This is a genomic window from Nocardia sp. NPDC003482 (assembly GCF_053588115.1).
Genome location: NZ_JBSFPI010000033.1, coordinates 1 through 14,638, shown reverse-complemented (window position 1 = coordinate 14,638; position 14,638 = coordinate 1). Strand labels below are relative to the sequence as shown.

General features: G+C 67.4%; 12 protein-coding genes and 4 tRNA genes. 11 read left to right on the top strand and 5 right to left on the bottom strand.

The window, feature by feature from the left end; translation table 11 throughout:
* Positions 1-70: 70 nt before the first annotated feature.
* The 6 genes from ACWDSJ_RS34350 to pstB all read left to right on the top strand — a co-directional run bounded on the left by ACWDSJ_RS34350 (position 71) and on the right by pstB (position 5,851).
* Positions 71-841, top strand: a complete 771-nt coding sequence (locus ACWDSJ_RS34350; RefSeq protein ID WP_387367698.1) for a winged helix-turn-helix transcriptional regulator — start codon at positions 71-73, stop codon at positions 839-841.
* A complete protein-coding gene (mshD, locus tag ACWDSJ_RS34345; RefSeq protein WP_450036946.1) occupies positions 838-1,746 on the top strand; it encodes a mycothiol synthase in 909 nt (302 codons plus the stop codon). Before ACWDSJ_RS34350 ends, mshD begins: the two co-directional genes overlap by 4 nt.
* A 216-nt stretch (positions 1,747-1,962) precedes the next feature.
* On the top strand, positions 1,963-3,084 hold the full coding sequence (gene pstS, locus ACWDSJ_RS34340) for a phosphate ABC transporter substrate-binding protein PstS (RefSeq protein WP_450036945.1): 1,122 nt from the start codon (positions 1,963-1,965) through the stop codon (positions 3,082-3,084).
* 88 nt (positions 3,085-3,172) lie between these two features.
* Positions 3,173-4,153 carry a phosphate ABC transporter permease subunit PstC gene (gene pstC, locus ACWDSJ_RS34335; protein WP_450036943.1) on the top strand — a complete coding sequence of 327 codons (981 nt, stop codon included), beginning with the start codon at positions 3,173-3,175 and terminating at the stop codon, positions 4,151-4,153.
* A complete protein-coding gene (pstA, locus tag ACWDSJ_RS34330) occupies positions 4,153-5,055 on the top strand; it encodes a phosphate ABC transporter permease PstA (protein ID WP_450036942.1) in 903 nt (300 codons plus the stop codon). Before pstC ends, pstA begins: the two co-directional genes overlap by 1 nt.
* A gap of 19 nt (positions 5,056-5,074) precedes the next feature.
* Positions 5,075-5,851, top strand: coding sequence for a phosphate ABC transporter ATP-binding protein PstB (pstB, locus tag ACWDSJ_RS34325; protein ID WP_387367712.1), 777 nt, complete (start codon positions 5,075-5,077; stop codon positions 5,849-5,851).
* Positions 5,852-5,930: 79 nt separating this feature from the next.
* Here pstB and ACWDSJ_RS34320 read toward each other — a convergent pair whose 3' ends face one another.
* The 5 genes from ACWDSJ_RS34320 to ACWDSJ_RS34300 all read right to left on the bottom strand — a co-directional run bounded on the left by ACWDSJ_RS34320 (position 5,931) and on the right by ACWDSJ_RS34300 (position 12,003).
* The gene (locus ACWDSJ_RS34320; RefSeq protein WP_450036940.1) at positions 5,931-6,362 is read right to left on the bottom strand and encodes a hypothetical protein; all 432 of its coding nucleotides are present in this window, start codon (positions 6,360-6,362) and stop codon (positions 5,931-5,933) included.
* Positions 6,363-6,695: 333 nt separating this feature from the next.
* Complete coding sequence (phoU, locus tag ACWDSJ_RS34315) at positions 6,696-7,367, bottom strand: phosphate signaling complex protein PhoU (protein ID WP_387367718.1); 672 nt, start codon at positions 7,365-7,367, stop codon at positions 6,696-6,698.
* 51 nt (positions 7,368-7,418) lie between these two features.
* Positions 7,419-9,713 (bottom strand): LCP family glycopolymer transferase, encoded by a 2,295-nt coding sequence (locus ACWDSJ_RS34310; protein WP_450036938.1) that lies wholly within the window; start codon positions 9,711-9,713, stop codon positions 7,419-7,421.
* 117 nt (positions 9,714-9,830) lie between these two features.
* Positions 9,831-10,979, bottom strand: a complete 1,149-nt coding sequence (gene dusB, locus ACWDSJ_RS34305; RefSeq protein WP_387367724.1) for a tRNA dihydrouridine synthase DusB — start codon at positions 10,977-10,979, stop codon at positions 9,831-9,833.
* A gap of 52 nt (positions 10,980-11,031) precedes the next feature.
* On the bottom strand, positions 11,032-12,003 hold the full coding sequence (locus ACWDSJ_RS34300; RefSeq protein WP_387367726.1) for an acyl-ACP desaturase: 972 nt from the start codon (positions 12,001-12,003) through the stop codon (positions 11,032-11,034).
* Positions 12,004-12,546: 543 nt separating this feature from the next.
* Between ACWDSJ_RS34300 and ACWDSJ_RS34295 the strand changes: the two genes are divergently transcribed.
* The 5 genes from ACWDSJ_RS34295 (at position 12,547) to ACWDSJ_RS34275 (ending at position 14,589) form a co-directional block, all read left to right on the top strand.
* Positions 12,547-12,619, top strand: a tRNA-Lys gene (locus ACWDSJ_RS34295).
* A gap of 916 nt (positions 12,620-13,535) precedes the next feature.
* Positions 13,536-14,195: a TetR family transcriptional regulator gene (locus ACWDSJ_RS34290; RefSeq protein ID WP_387367729.1), complete on the top strand. Its 660-nt coding sequence runs from the start codon at positions 13,536-13,538 to the stop codon at positions 14,193-14,195.
* A gap of 113 nt (positions 14,196-14,308) precedes the next feature.
* A tRNA-Glu gene (locus ACWDSJ_RS34285) sits at positions 14,309-14,381 on the top strand.
* 27 nt (positions 14,382-14,408) lie between these two features.
* Positions 14,409-14,482 (top strand) — tRNA-Asp (locus ACWDSJ_RS34280).
* A gap of 33 nt (positions 14,483-14,515) precedes the next feature.
* Positions 14,516-14,589 (top strand) — tRNA-Phe (locus tag ACWDSJ_RS34275).
* Positions 14,590-14,638: the final 49 nt, after the last annotated feature.

Below are 14,638 nucleotides of genomic sequence, written 5' to 3'. Positions count from 1 at the left end.
TGCGAACGAGCATGGAATCGCGAATGACACCGAGGTTGCCGCGGACATGCCGAGATTGGGAGGAGAGCTGATGGAGCTGCTCCTGCTGACCTCCGACCCGAATCCGGAGTCGGTGCTGCCGTCGTTGTCGCTGCTGCCGCACAACGTCCGGCCCGCGCCGACCGAGGTGGCCTCGCTGCTCGAGGCCGGGACGGCCGACGTCGCGCTGGTGGACGCGAGAACCGACCTGGCCGCCGCGCGCGGGCTGTGCCGACTGCTCGGCAGCACCGGCTCGTCGGTTCCGGTGGTGGCCGTGCTGACCGAGGGCGGTCTGGTCGCGGTGAACGCCGACTGGGGTCTGGACGACATCCTGCTGCCCGGCACCGGGCCCGCCGAACTCGACGCCCGGCTGCGCCTGCTGGTGGCGCGCAACGGCGGGGCCGCGAGCCCGGAGAACAGCGGCAAGATCACCCTGGGCGAACTGGTGATCGACGAGGGCACCTACACCGCCCGGCTGCGCGGCCGCCCGCTCGATCTGACCTACAAGGAATTCGAGCTGCTGAAGTACCTCGCCCAGCACGCGGGCCGGGTGTTCACCCGCGCCCAGCTGTTGCAGGAGGTGTGGGGCTACGACTTCTTCGGCGGCACCCGCACGGTCGACGTGCACGTGCGGCGGCTGCGCGCCAAGCTCGGCAGCGAATACGAATCGCTCATCGGCACGGTCCGCAATGTCGGGTACAAGGCCGTGCGCCCGGCGCGCTCGGCGAAAGGCGATGCGGCCCCGGCCTTTCCGGACGAGGACGACAATCCCGACGGCACCGACGATTCGCAGCTGACGCAGGTCAACGGGTCGCTGTCGTGACCGCGCCGCTGACCGGCTGGTCCGACGAGGTCGCCCCCGAGACCGCGCGCCGCGTCGCCGAGACCGTCGAGCGGGCCGCCGCCGCCGACGGCGTCGCACCCGTTTCCGAACAGGCGATCCTCTCGCTGACCCGCCCGGCCGCCGCCCGGCATCTGCTGGTCGAGCGCGACGGCGTGGTGACCGGATACGCGAATCTCGTTGCGGCGCACGGGGATCACCCCGCGATGGCGGAGGCCGTGGTGGATCCGCGTTCGCGCGGGCGGGGCATCGGGGCCGCGCTCGTGGCGGCGGTGCTGGCCGCGGGCGGGCCGGGCGCGCGGGTGTGGGCGCACGGGAATCTCGCCCCGGCGCGGGCCGTCGCGGGGCGGTTGGGGCTGACCGTCGCGCGCGAGCTGTGGCAGATGCGACGCTCGCTGGCAACGCCCGAGCTACCGGAACTGGCGGTGCCCGAGGGCATCACGATTCGCACCTACGCCGGGCCCGAGGACGACGCCGAACTGTTACGCGTCAACAACGCCGCCTTCGACTGGCACCCCGAACAAGGGGGCTGGAGCGAATCGGAGATCGCGGTCCGCCGGGAGGCCGCCTGGTTCGATCCCAAGGGCCTGTTCCTGGCCTTCGATCCGGCCGAGCCGGACCGGCTGCTGGGCTTCCACTGGACGAAGGTGCACGACGACGAGAATCCGCCCGTCGGCGAGGTCTACGTCGTGGCGATCGACCCAGGTGCGCAGGGGCGCGGGCTGGGCCGCCTGCTCACCCTGGCGGGCCTGCACCACCTGCGCGAGCGCGGCCTGGCCGAGGTGCTGCTCTACACCGAGGCCGACAACACCGCGGCCGTGCGCACCTACACCCGGCTCGGCTTCGAACCGGCCCATGTCGACGTGGCTTATGCCGCCCGCCAGTAACTCTGCGGCAAATGTCACACATATAAGACGCAATCGCGCCGGGTTGTTCACCCCGCGTTCACTTACCCTGGTCCAACTGTCAACCGGTCGAATCTAGGTTGGCTGTGGGCGGCTCTCCGCTGCCTGGTGCGCAAGTTCCCCGCGAACGCGCGCGCCACAGCACCCGCCCGGTCGTTGAGGGATCGGGCGCGTACCGATGATTCCCGGAGGAATTAGGTGAATCTCAAGCGCAGCAGCGCCCTGGTCGGCGTGCTGGCCGCGAGCGCTGCCCTGACCTTGTCCGCGTGTGGCAGCGACGACAACTCGAACTCGGGCGGCGACAATGGCAGCAAGGTCAGCGTCGCCTGCGGCGGCAAGAAGTCGCTGAAGGCCAGCGGTTCCTCGGCGCAGAAGAACGCCATGGACCGCTTCGTCAACGCCTACGAGTCCAACTGCGACGGCTTCAACCTGGACTACACCTCCAGCGGCTCCGGTGCGGGTGTGAACGAATTCGTCGGCGGCCAAACCGATTTCGGTGGTTCGGACTCCCCGCTGGACGCCAAGAAGGGGGAGACCGACAAGGCCGCCGCCCGCTGTGGCGCGCCCGCCTGGAACCTGCCGACCGTGTTCGGCCCGATCGCCGTGACCTACAACCTGGACGGCATCACCGATCTCGCGCTCGACGGTCCCACCGCGGCCAAGATCTTCAACGGCCAGATCACCAAGTGGAACGCGCCGGAGATCCAGAAGCTGAACACGGCCAGCGCGTCGAAGCTGCCGGATTCCGACATCCACGTGATCTTCCGCTCCGACGAGTCGGGCACCACCGACAACTTCCAGAAATACCTGGACGCCGCGAGCAACGGCGCGTGGGGCAAGGGCGCGGGCAAGGCGTTCGCCGGTGGTATCGGTGAGGGCGCCAAGGGCAACGAGGGCACCTCGGCCGCGATCAAGAACACCAAGGGTGCGATCACCTACAACGAGTGGTCGTTCGCCAAGTCGCAGAACCTGTCGGTCGCGCGCATCCTCACCGATGCCGCCGTCAAGCCGGTCGAGCTGACCGTCGACTCGGCCCAGAAGGCCGTCGCCGCGGCGAAGATCAGCGGGCAGGGCAACGACCTGGTCATCGACACCAGCTCGTTCTACAAGCCGACCGATCCGGGCGCCTACCCGATCATGCTGGCGACCTACGAGATCGTCTGCTCGAAGTACAGCGACGCCGACACCGGCAAGGCCGTCAAGGCGTTCCTCACCTCGGCGATCAACAACGGTCAGAACGGTCTGGACCAGGCCGGCTACGTGCCGATCCCGGATTCCTTCAAGACCAAGCTGACCACCGCCATCAACGCCATCTCCTGATCGCGGAACTCACATGACCGTTCACGACGAAGTCACCGCGGGCCAGTCGGACTCGACCGGCCCGCGGGCGGGCGGAGATACTGCCTCCATGCCGAGCGACAGCAAGACCGGGCCGGGCCGGATCGAACGCGAGAGCGAGAGGGTCCACAGCAAGCGGGCCGAGGCCCTCTTCCGCTACCTGGCCACCGCGGCCGGTGCGATCATCGTCGCCGCCATCGCGTTGATCGCCTTGTTCCTGTTGATCCGGGCCTGGCCCTCGATCACCGCGAACGAGGCGAACTTCTTCACGAGTGCGGAGTTCAACACCCGCGATGCCGGTCATCTTCGATTCGGTATTCGTGACCTGTTCATGGTCACGGTGTTGAGTTCGGTGTTCGCCCTGGTGATCGCTGTTCCGATCGGTGTGGGCATCGCGCTGTTCCTCACGCAGTACGCGCCTAAGGTCCTCGCTCGGCCGTTCTCCATGCTGGTGGATCTGCTGGCCGCGGTGCCTTCGATCGTGTTCGGTCTGTGGGGTCTGCTGGTCTTGGCGCCACAGCTCGATCCACTGCAGCAGTTCCTGAATCGGAACCTGGGGTGGTTCTTCCTGTTCGACACCGGAAACGTGTCGATCTCCGGCGGCAGCACCATCTTCACGGCCGGTGTCGTGCTGGCGGTGATGATCCTGCCGATCATCACGTCGGTGAGCCGCGAGGTCTTCCATCTGACGCCGCGCGCGCACATCGAGGCGGCTCAGGCGCTCGGCGCGACGAAATGGGAAGTCGTCCGGATGACGGTGCTCCCCTACGGTCGCAGCGGTGTCATCGCCGGTTCGATGCTGGGCCTCGGTCGCGCGTTGGGTGAGACGATCGCGGTTCTGGTCGTGCTGCACACCTCTGCCAAACCCGGTCAATGGTCACTGTTCGACGGCGGCTACACCTTCGCGTCGAAGATCGCGTCGGCGTACTCCGAATTCAGCGAGCCCTTGAAGACCGGAGCCTACATCGCCGCGGGCTTCGTGCTGTTCGCCTTGACCTTCATCGTCAACGCGCTGGCTCGCATCGCGGCCGGTGGAAAGGTGAACGGCTGATGTCCTCCACGACGCTCGATCGTCCGGTCAAGGCGCCCGCCTTCCGACAGCTCAGTACCGGCCGTCGAATTCGCAACAACATCGCCACCTTCGTCATGTGGCTCTGCTTCGCCATCGCGATCGTCCCCCTCGGCTGGGTGCTGGTTCTGGTGGTGGGCAAGGGTTTCGAGGCGATCACCCGGACGGGGTGGTTCACCAGGTCGCAGAAGGGCGTGCTGCCCGAGCAGGTCGGTGGCGGCGTTTACCACGCGCTCTACGGAACGATCACGCAGACCGCCGTCGCCGCCGTGATCGCGGTGCCGCTGGGCATCATGGCGGCGATCTATCTGGTCGAGTACGGCCGGGGTCGGCTCGCCCGCACGACCACGTTCATGGTCGACATTCTGGCCGGTGTTCCGTCGATCGTCGCGGCCATGTTCATCTTCGCGCTGTGGATCGCCACCCTCGGCTATCCGCAGAGCGCGTTCGCCGTGTCGCTGGCATTGGTGCTGTTGATGTTGCCCGTGGTGGTGCGCAGTACCGAGGAGATGCTGAAGCTCGTGCCCGACGAGCTTCGGGAAGCGTCGTACGCGTTGGGAATCCCGAAATGGAAAACCATCGTGCGGATCGTTCTGCCGACGGCGCTTCCGGGCATGATCAGCGGCATGCTGCTCGCGGTGGCCCGCGTGATGGGCGAGACCGCGCCGGTGCTCGTGCTGGTCGGCTACTCCAAGTCGATCAACTACGACATCTTCAATGGCAATATGGCGTCGCTACCGCTGCTCATCTATCAGGAACTGTCCAACTCCGAACCCGCGGGCCGCATGCGCGTGTGGGGCGCATCGCTCACCCTCATTCTGCTGATCGCCCTGCTGTACCTCGCGGCGGCGGCCGTCAACAAGCTGCTCACGCGAAACCGATAGAAGCGAACGGATATTCGACATGGCCAAGCGGATCGACGTCAAAGACCTCAACATCTACTACGGCAAGTTCCACGCCGTGGCCGATGTCGCGCTGACCGTGCTGCCCCGCAGCGTCACCGCCTTCATCGGTCCCTCCGGGTGCGGTAAGTCCACGGTGCTGCGCTCGCTCAACCGCATGCACGAGGTGACCCCGGGCGCCCGCGTCGAGGGCGCGGTGCTGCTCGACGGCGAGGACATCTACGGCTCGGCCGTGGACCCCGTCGGCGTGCGGCGCACCATCGGCATGGTGTTCCAGCGCCCGAACCCGTTCCCCACCATGTCCATTCGCGACAATGTGGTGGCCGGGCTGAAGCTACAGGGCGTGCGCAACCGCAAGGAGCTCGACGAGGTCGCCGAGCGCTCGCTGCGCGGGGCGAACCTCTGGAACGAGGTGAAGGACCGCCTCGACAAGCCGGGCGGCGGCCTGTCCGGCGGTCAGCAGCAGCGCCTGTGCATCGCCCGCGCGATCGCGGTCTCGCCCGACGTGCTGCTGATGGACGAGCCCTGTTCGGCACTGGACCCCATCTCCACGCTCGCGATCGAGGATCTGATCGCCGAGCTGAAGAAGGAGTTCACCATCGTCATCGTCACGCACAACATGCAGCAGGCCGCGCGCGTGAGCGATCAGACCGCCTTCTTCAACCTCGAGGCCCAGGGCAAGCCCGGCAAGCTCATCGAGATCGACGAGACGGAGAAGATCTTCTCCAACCCGGCCCGCAAGGAGACCGAGGACTACATCTCCGGCCGGTTCGGCTAACCTTCCCCTTTCGGCCGGGAAACGAATGGTCCCGGATCACCACGGTGATCCGGGACCATTCGTCATACCCGCGAATTCGTCAGTGGTCGTCGGGCCAGGTACTGTGCTGGCTCGCCCACGCCGAACAACCGACGCCTTCTTGGCAGACCTGCAAACTGACCGAAATCGGGCGCGCCGGACCCTCGTCGAACAGCATGTCCTGCGCGGGTCGCGTACTACCGAAATTCGCGGTCTTGATCGCCCCGCTGCCCTTCAGTTTGAACTGGACCGACACATTGAAACTGCAGGGCTTCTCTGTGTTGTCGTTTCGTCCGGTCTTGATGTACCACGTGTTGGCGTAGCCGTCCATCGGCACACCGGCGAGCGAGATGACGTCGGCGCTCCACGCGCAGTCGCCGAACTTTTGACCGACGACGGGGCTGGCCCCGGCCGTTCCGGTCGCCGCCGACCCGATCGCGATCGCCGCAGCCGCGACGGCGCCGAATGCGGCGAAACCTCGTGCGATGCTCATACTTCGAATCCCTCCCATGAATTTCGACGATGCGCGCACACGCTGGCATCGGTATGGCACCGATCGATCGGAAATCGTTCGGTGCGGCCTGGAGATGCGAAATGCGCTGTCAGATCGGCGTTTTCACTGCCGATAATGCGGCGAACGCCGCACTGGAATTGCTTCCCCCCATCCCCTCCAGACTCCGAGCCCGTCCAACAGACTCATATCACCGATTACCGGGACAACAACACAATACCCCAAAACCTTGGTCTCGCAACATGTTTTCGGCTCGCGAGGGAATTCGAGCGCACTCCTCATCGGCGTGGCGGGGCGCTCGAACCCCGGGCGGGACTAGATGCGCTCGGCCTCGGCGTCGACCTCGGACGGCAGCACACCGGTCACCAGGAAGACCACGCGGCGGCCGATCTCGACGGCGTGGTCGGCGAAGCGCTCGTAGTAGCGGCCCAGCAGGGTGACGTCCACGGCGGCGGCGACGCCGAACTTCCACTCGCGATCCATGAGCAGGGTGAACAGGTGGCGATGCAGGTCGTCCATCGCCTCGTCCTCCTCGGTGAGCTGCGCGGCCCGCTCGGGGTCGCGCGTCTCGAGGACCTCCTTGGCCGACGCGCCCATGCTCACCGCGATCCGGCCCATCTCGGCGAAGTAGCCGTTGACGGCCTCGGGCAGGGCGTGATTGGGATGCCGTCGCCGCGCGACCTTGGCCACGTGCAGCGCGAGCGCGCCCATGCGGTTGACGTCGGCGACGATCTGGATCGCGCTGACCACCTGCCGGAGGTCCCCGGCCACCGGCGCCTGCAACGCCAGCAGGGCGAAGGCCTTCTCCTCGGCCAGCGTGTTCATCTCGGCGATCCGGTCGTATTCGGTGATCACCTGCTCGGCGAGCGTCAGATCGGCCTGCAGCAGCGACTGCGTCGCGCGCTCCATGGCCGAGCCGGCCAGGCCCGCCATCTCGCCCAGGAGGTTGGCGAGATCAGCCATTTGTTCGTTGTAGATGACACGCATGGAACCCAACAGTAGTTCCTCACACTGACCGAGTCACGAACGGTGAGTGAACTATTTACACAGGTCATCGGCGGCGTTGACATGTTCGAGATCCGACGGCAGCGGCGCCGGGGTCTCCGGCGAGCCACCGGCGGAGGTGGGCACGTCGGGCAGCGGCTCGCCGAAGGCGACCGGCGCGCGGACCGTGCCCGCGTAGTCCGTGCCGAGCACCACGTCCACGATGCTGCCCAGACTCGACGTGGTCTCGAGCGTCGCGCCCGGGATCGCGGAGGCGACCGTCGCCGCCTCGCTCTCGTGCCCGGCGGAGTAGCGCACCTTCGTCGTGGAAACCGGTGCGCCCGAATAGTTTCCGACGTTGTAGATCTGGAAGCCCTGATTGGCCAGCTTGTTCGCGGCCGTGGCCGCGGTGCCGCCGACGCTCGTTCCGTTGGAGACCTGCACCGAGACCGTGCTCGGATCGACCGCGGTGAGCCGCTTGGGAGCGGGCGCCTCGGTGGTCGGCGGCGGGGTGAGCGGTTTCTTCTCGCCCGGCAGCGGCTGGTCGTCGATGATCGCGTTGAAGATCGCCCTGATATCGGACTCGCGCGGAATCTCGTTGCCGTAGGACGTGGTTCCGGCCGTGGGAACGGTGAGGAACGTGATGGCCCCGGCGTCGACCTTCTGTAGCGAGCGGCCCAGCGTGAGCAGGTCGTTGACCTTCACGTTGTCCATCAGGGCGTGGCCGGAGAAGGCGTTGATGAAGGCGTTCATCTTGCCCGGATCGAACAGCGTCTTGTTCGACAGCGCGCTGCGCAGCAGCGAGGACATGAACCGCTGCTGCCGGTTGATGCGGTCGTAGTCGCTGCGGAACTCGCCCTGTACGTGCCGGGCGCGCACGTAGTCCAGTCCGGTCGAGCCGTTAATGATCTGCTTGCCCGGCGTGGGCAAAATGGTCCCGAGTTCGTCGTCGACCAGCGGTTTGGACGTGCAGACCTCCACGCCGCCGACCGTGTCGACCATGGATTGGAAGCCGCTGAAGTCCAGGCCGATGAAGTGGTTGATCTTCAGGCCGGACAGTTTGTAGATCACCGAGGTGAGGCATTTGGGGCCGCCGAGGGCGTAGACGGCGTTGAGTTTGTCGCCGATCGCGGGCGGGAACGTGGTGCCGGTGTAGCGGCGGTTCTCGTTGTCCCAGCCCTCGCACGTCGGGCGGGAGATGTCCAGATCGCGCGGGAAGGAGACCACCACGACGCGCTGCCGGTTCTCCGGGATGTTCACCAGCATGACGGTGTCGGCACGCGCGCCCTCGGCGTCGTCGGTGGTGCCCGCGCCGATCTGACCGTCGGCGCCCGCGCGGGTGTCGTTGCCGATGATGAGGAAGTTCTCGTCGCCGAGCTGACCGGCCGGATTGACGATGTCGCTGGAGTTCTCGTCCACCGCCGACACCCGGCTGAAACCACCGTCGGTGGCCCGCAGATAGTTCCAGCCGACCCCGGTCAACACCAGCGCGAACACGGCCACCGCCGCGGTAGTCCCCCGAGCGATCAACCGAACCCGCCGAACCCGCCGCTGCCTGCTCGCCGCCAGCCGCGACATCGCGGCCTTCCCGACCACCGCGGGTTCGGCCTTCCCCCGCCCCCGCGCCACCCCCGGCGGCGGTTCGTCCGGATCCGCCAACGGCAGGATATCGGTCGGCTGATCCACCAACGCCGTGCGCGCCCCGCCCCGCTGACCCCCGGCCTCGTCGGCCCCGGCCGCCCGATGCCCGGCCCGTGGTGCAGCGGGTTCATCCGATGCGGGGGCGCGATGCCCGACCCGTGGGGCGGCTGGTTCGTCCGATGTGGGGGCCCGATGTCCGACCCGTGGGGCGCCCGGTTCATCCGATGCGGGCGTGCGGTGTGCGGCCCGCGAGCTGGCTGGCTCATCCGATGCGGGCGCGCGATGCCCGGCTCGTTCATCCGGTGCCGGTGCGCGATGCCCGGCCCGCGAGGTGGCCGGATCGTCGGCCGTGGGCGCGCGTCGTCCGGCCCGTGGGGCGGCTGGTTCGTCCGATGTGGGGGCGCGGTGCGCGGAACGGGGAGCCGCCGGCTCGTTGGAGGCGGGGGCGCGGTACGCGGAACGTGTTGGGGCCGAATCGGTTCCGGTGGACTGGGCGGGGAGGGTGCTGTCGGTGGGGAGGTCGGCGATGCGCTCGCTGTCCACCTTCTGCACCAGATCGTGCACCGTGACCGGGCCCGCGGCGGACGGGGTCTCCTCGGCGTGGCGGTTGCGGCGGGACGGCCGGTCGCTCTCGGTTGCGGCGTAGCGCTCCCAGGGGGCGCGACCTCCGGGCCCGGGCGGCTGCCCACGCCGATCGTCGTCACCCACCAACGAACCTCGCTTTGCTCACTCTCGGGGATCGGCTTGCCGGTTCAACGGCAGCGCCCTTCGCAATGATAACGATTGAGCCACGAGGGGCCACCGGACACGTCGGACGAGCGCGCCTCAGCCGCCCGAATGCATGACATCGGCGGCCAGCGGGACCGCTCGATCCTCCGGATCGTCGAGCCAACCGTGGGGGAGGCTGACCTTACCGGGCGACCCCTGCCGACCCCGGGGGCCCTCCGCGTCCGCGGGGAAGGGCGCGGCCGGATCCAACTGCCCGATCAGATCCCGCAATTCGCTCAGGGTCGACACCGCGGCGAAGGAGCGCCGCAGTTCGGCGCCGACCGGGAAGCCCATGAGATACCAGGCCATGTGCTTGCGCAGATCGCGCATGCCCTTGTCCTCGCCGTAGTGCTCGGCCAGCAGGGCGGCGTGCCGGTAGAGGATCTCCCCGACCCGGCCCAGATTCGGGCCCGCGGGCACCGGCTCGCCGCGCAGGGCCGCCTGGAGTTCGGCGAACAGCCACGGGCGGCCCAGGCAGCCGCGGCCGACAACGACTCCGTCGCAACCGGTTTCGGCCATCATGCGGACCGCGTCGCGCGCGGCGAAGATATCGCCGTTGCCGAGCACGGGAATCGTGGTGACGGCCTGCTTGAGCCGGGCGATGGCCGACCAGTCCGCCGCGCCGGAGTACCGCTGCGCCGCCGTGCGGGCGTGCAGGGCCACCGCGGCCGCGCCCTCGGATTCCGCGATGCGGCCCGCGTCCAGATAGGTGATGTGCTCGTCGTCGATGCCGATCCGGAACTTCACGGTGATCGGCACGCCCGCGGGTTCGGCCGCGCTCACCATCGCGCGCACGATCGCCTCGAACAGCCGCCGCTTGTAGGGCAGCGCGGCGCCGCCGCCGAGGCGGGTCACCTTGGGCACCGGGCAGCCCAGATTCAGATCGATGTGATCGGCCCAGCCCTCGCCGACGATCACCCGCACGGCCTCGCCGATGGTCTTCGGATCGACGCCGTACAGCTGCATCGAGCGCGGCGACTCGTCCGGCCCGAACGACATCATGTGCAGCGTCTTCTCGTTCCGCTCGACCACCGCGCGGGCCGTGATCATCTCGCAGACGTAGATCGAGGACGCGCTGCCGAACTCCCGGCACAGCGTGCGAAAGGCGACATTGGTGATCCCCGCCATCGGGGCGAGAACGACCGGCGGATCGACCCGATAGGGGCCGATCCGCAGGTCGTTTCCGGTCTCGAGCGCGACGGTCATGAACTCCAGTCTCCCATTGCCGCGGGAGTGCCCGGAATCACGCCGGTCCGACTCAGCCCGCGGTGGATCCGGCGAACTCGCGCTCCCGCTTGGCGGCCTCGCGGGCCAGCATGCGGTCGCGCTGCTCCTCGAACTTCACGACGTCCTTGCTCAGCTTCTCGAGGAACAGGGCCAGCCGCTCCCGGGTCGCCTCGCCGCGCGCGGTGAAGTCGTCGCGCTCGAAGATGCGCCACTTCTTCAGCACCGGCATGACGACCTCTTCGTGATGCTGACGCAGGTCGTAGATGCCGTGCTTGGCCATCAGCACGCCGTTGCGCCGGAAGTTCGGCATACCCGCGCCGGGCATCTGGAAGTTCTCCAGGATCAGGGTGATCGCGTCGAGCGCCTGATCGGGAGCCAGGTCCAGGGCCGCGCCGCACATGTTGCGGTAGAAGATCATGTGCAGGTTCTCGTCGGCCGCCACGCGCTGCAGCATCCGGTCGGCGATGGGGTCCTCGCAGACCTTGCCGGTGTTGCGGTGGCTCACGCGGGTGGCCAGCTCCTGGAAGGTCACGTACGCGACCGAGTGCAGGAAGCCGGCGTCGGCCTCGGCCGGGGAGGCGAAGCCGTTGGTCATGTGGATCATCCGGGCCTGCTCGAGGGCGACCGGATCCACGCCGCGGGTCACCACGAGGTAGTCGCGCATGACGATGCCGTGCCGGTTCTCCTCGGCGGTCCAGCGACCGACCCAGGTGCCCCAGGCGCCGTCCTGAGAGAAGTTCTCGGCGATCTCGCGGTGGTAGGAGGGCAGGTTGTCCTCGGTGAGCAGGTTGGTGATCATGGCCGCCTTGGCGACCTCGTTCAGCCGGGACTGGGACGGATCCCAGTCGATCCCACCGAGGGCCGCGAAGTTGCGGCCGTCGTCCCACGGCACGTAGTCGTGCGGATGCCATTCCTTGGCCATGGAGAGGTGGCGGTTGACGTTCTGTTCGGCAACCGGCTCCAACTCCGTCAGCAGTTCGAGTTGAGTCAGATCCCTTGCCATATAAGTGCGCCCTTCGCTGTTGTCGTGCGATCTTGCTCGTCGACCCCCTGTGACCGTTCGGTCGCGGCCTCATACCTTACGGCACCGTAAGTGTGATGCGAAACGCATCCGAGCGACCGGACGGTATCCGTGACGGAACTCATACGGCCTCCTCGGCGGCGATTCCGTTCGATACCGAGTGTAGGCGCGAGATCCGCACCGCGGTTGTATCGCTCATCACCGCTGTACGTTAGCCTGCCTGTGAAAAACCGCCTCTGCCAAGGGCAAACGGGTAGTTCACAGCGTTTCGAGACCATCCGCTGTGACCGGTCACCCCGCCCCGTCGTCCGCGCGGCGGCACTGCCCGGGGGTTGCGGCAAGATCGGAAGCCGGGCCCGCCACGCGGCGACACGCCGCGGCGGTTCGCGGAACGTGCTGGGTGGCAACAAGATTGCCCAAATTTCGCTGTCCCCGGGAACAGGGGTCTGTCCCGCGACCGTCGTCCGCGCGCGTCGCGTCCGATGTGGGGTATACGGGGGCTGTGTTGTAGTCTGACCCAGCCGAGCCCCTATAGCTCAGTTGGTAGAGCAGCTGACTTTTAATCAGTGGGTCCCAGGTTCGAGCCCTGGTGGGGGCACCCGCTCGCGCGGAACGCCGTGTGCGCCGCGCCGATCCGTGAACCCCTACCGGTGGCGCTCGCCATATATCTGCCGGACAATCGATCAATTTCCGCGCGGTAATGGCCGCCGCGGCACTTCCCCGGCGAGTCGACACGCGGCAACCGCGCGCCGGGCGATACACGAAGGCCGCTTCCGACGATAGGGCTTCGGAACACCCGGTGGAACCTCGCCGCGGCGAGCGGCCGCAGATTCTCCGGGGCTCCAATTTGTTTCGTGGCTTTAACTGTAAATATCATTCAAAGACGATGCGTGGCAACGCAATTGGTAGCGGAGGATGACAGTGTCGCAGGAGCGGTCCCGGAGGCGGTGGGGAACGGGATGGTCGAGGGTGGTCCGGGGCGGGTGGACCGCCGCCGGATCGGGCGGGGATGAACGGCGCTGGGGCGCGCGGGAATTCGCGAAAGGCGCCAATCGCCCACGCGGTTGCGAGCTATTTGCCATAAGGGATGAAACGCAATCCAGCGAACTGACTTGCCGGTACGCCCTACGGCGCGCGGTGAATCGAGGTACGGTGACCGCTCGGTGAATTCCGACGGAACCGAGTGTGCGTCGGTGGGGCGGGATTCGGCCGATGATTGATGTGCCCGAACGTGTCGCGACCGGTCTGGCCGCTCGCGATGCCCTGGAGACCGTGTCGCAGGAGGCAGATCCGAGACGAAGAAAACGCCCGGGTGCGCACCCCCTGCAGCGCACCCGGGCGTCGAGAACTATACCACTTGGTGTGCTTCAGGTTTCTCGTCATTTTTCGTACCAAAAGTTTGAAAACCGGGCGGTAGCCCGAGTGGAAGTAATTGAAAATCTCATAACTTCGCGCCGACGACCGTTCCTGCCAGGGGGTCTGCGGCGGCAAGTAGCTTCGGAGGCGTTTCGAGCATGGCACGGCAGCAAGAGCGGGCCCGCCGGACACGTGCGGCGATCATCAGGTCCGCCGCCGTTGAATTCGGGAAGAGCGGCTACGCCGCGGCATCGCTGAACCGCATACTGGAGGGGTCGCGCGCCACCAAGGGCGCGATGTACTTCCACTTCGACTCCAAGGAGGACCTGGCGCGGGCGGTGCTGGAGGCCGCCGTCGAGCGCTACCGGGCGACCACCGAAAGATGGCTCACCCGAACCGATCTCGGCCCGCTCGACGCGCTGCGCGGGCTGGTCGACGAGGTCGCGTTGCGGCTGGAGAACGACATCATCATCCAGGCCGAGTTCCGCCTCATCATCGAGCCGGAGTTCTACCGCGACGTCCAGGCCGGCGGCGGGCGCATCCTCGGGCGGGCCGCGCGGCAGCTGGCCGTGCGGGCCATCGAGCAGAAGCAACTGCGCCCGGACGCCGATCCGGACCGGTTCACCCGCACCCTCACCGCGGCGCTCGCGGGTCAGCGCTACATCGTGGACCTGCTCGGCCCCGGCGTGGATCTGCGCACCCGGTTCACCGAGGCGCTCGAGGTCATCATCGAATCCATGGCCACCCCCGAGTGGCTCGACGAGTTCCGCCGCACCGGCTGGCGGGCCGGCGCCCGGATGGAGGACCTCAGCGTGTAGGCCACCCCATTCGGTCCATTGACCAGCCGATTTGGGTTTCCCGCGGCGGCTGTCATAAGCTATGCGGGCTCCCAACGGAAGTCGTTGAGAAACGAACCGGAGACATCCGGCGGGCCCCCTTCGTCTAGCGGCCTAGGACGCCGCCCTTTCAAGGCGGTAGCGCGGGTTCGAATCCCGTAGGGGGTACGGTGGCGACACCGTGGAGCAGAGCAAGGCCCTGTGGCGCAGTTGGTTAGCGCGCCGCCCTGTCACGGCGGAGGTCGCGGGTTCGAGTCCCGTCAGGGTCGCACGGTATGCTAGGCATTCGGTTCGGGTGCCCCGGCCAGGTAGCTCAGTTGGTACGAGCGTCCGCCTGAAAAGCGGAAGGTCGCCGGTTCGATCCCGGCCTTGGCCACGTAATCCCCTCGGCGAACATGCAGCTCGGGGGGATTTTCGCGTTCATA

Coding starts and splice junctions, on each gene's coding strand:
- pstC (WP_450036943.1), top strand. CDS start 3,173: ATGCCGAGCGACAGCAAGACCGGGCCGGGCCGGATCGAACGCGAGAGC.
- ACWDSJ_RS34350 (WP_387367698.1), top strand. CDS start 71: ATGGAGCTGCTCCTGCTGACCTCCGACCCGAATCCGGAGTCGGTGCTG.
- pstA (WP_450036942.1), top strand. CDS start 4,153: ATGTCCTCCACGACGCTCGATCGTCCGGTCAAGGCGCCCGCCTTCCGA.
- pstB (WP_387367712.1), top strand. CDS start 5,075: ATGGCCAAGCGGATCGACGTCAAAGACCTCAACATCTACTACGGCAAG.
- phoU (WP_387367718.1), bottom strand. CDS start 7,367: ATGCGTGTCATCTACAACGAACAAATGGCTGATCTCGCCAACCTCCTG.
- ACWDSJ_RS34300 (WP_387367726.1), bottom strand. CDS start 12,003: ATGGCAAGGGATCTGACTCAACTCGAACTGCTGACGGAGTTGGAGCCG.
- ACWDSJ_RS34290 (WP_387367729.1), top strand. CDS start 13,536: ATGGCACGGCAGCAAGAGCGGGCCCGCCGGACACGTGCGGCGATCATC.
- ACWDSJ_RS34320 (WP_450036940.1), bottom strand. CDS start 6,362: ATGAGCATCGCACGAGGTTTCGCCGCATTCGGCGCCGTCGCGGCTGCG.
- dusB (WP_387367724.1), bottom strand. CDS start 10,979: ATGACCGTCGCGCTCGAGACCGGAAACGACCTGCGGATCGGCCCCTAT.